Annotated in this window: 1 protein-coding gene; it reads right to left on the bottom strand. The window is 38.6% G+C overall.

Features of this window, described 5'->3' with window-relative positions:
* On the bottom strand, positions 1-534 hold a 534-nt coding region (locus IDG60_RS01580; RefSeq protein WP_206160413.1), incomplete at both ends, for a GA module-containing protein.

Here is a 534-nt window from a genome sequence, read left to right as displayed (position 1 = left end):
GCATTAGTTAAGTCACTTAAGCCATTCAAATGTTGCTTCGCATTTGTTTGCGCAGTTCTTAAGTTTTCTTGACCGTTTAACGCTTGTTGTTTAGCTGTCACTTGGTCTTTCGCTTGATTAATTTCTTGCGCAATCATTGATGGACTAGTTGTTTGACCAATGATTGCTTTTGCTGCAGTGACTGCATTGTTGTAGTCATTTTGTTTGTTTTGACTTGCATCTGTGTAGTTTTGACCTGCTTTAATCGTTGCTTCATTCGCAATGCTATCTCGTAGACCTTTCATTGCAGTGTTTAATGTTTGTGCATTATCACGAACAGTTTGAACATTTGGCAACGTCGTCGCTTGACCCACTTGTTCTTTAAGTTTTGCTTTTTGCGGACCATTTAAAGAAGTTAAACCATCAATTGCTGTGTTAGCATTTTGTTTCGCTACTTCTAAATTATGATTACCGTTTAACTGCGTCTTCGCATTCGTTACTTGCGTTGCTGCATTTGTAACATCTGATGGTGTTAACGTTGGTGTTGGTGTACCA

Source organism: Staphylococcus sp. EG-SA-2, assembly GCF_017152085.1.
Note: the sequence above shows the minus strand (reverse complement) of the source record. Positions and strands in the feature narration are given on the sequence as shown.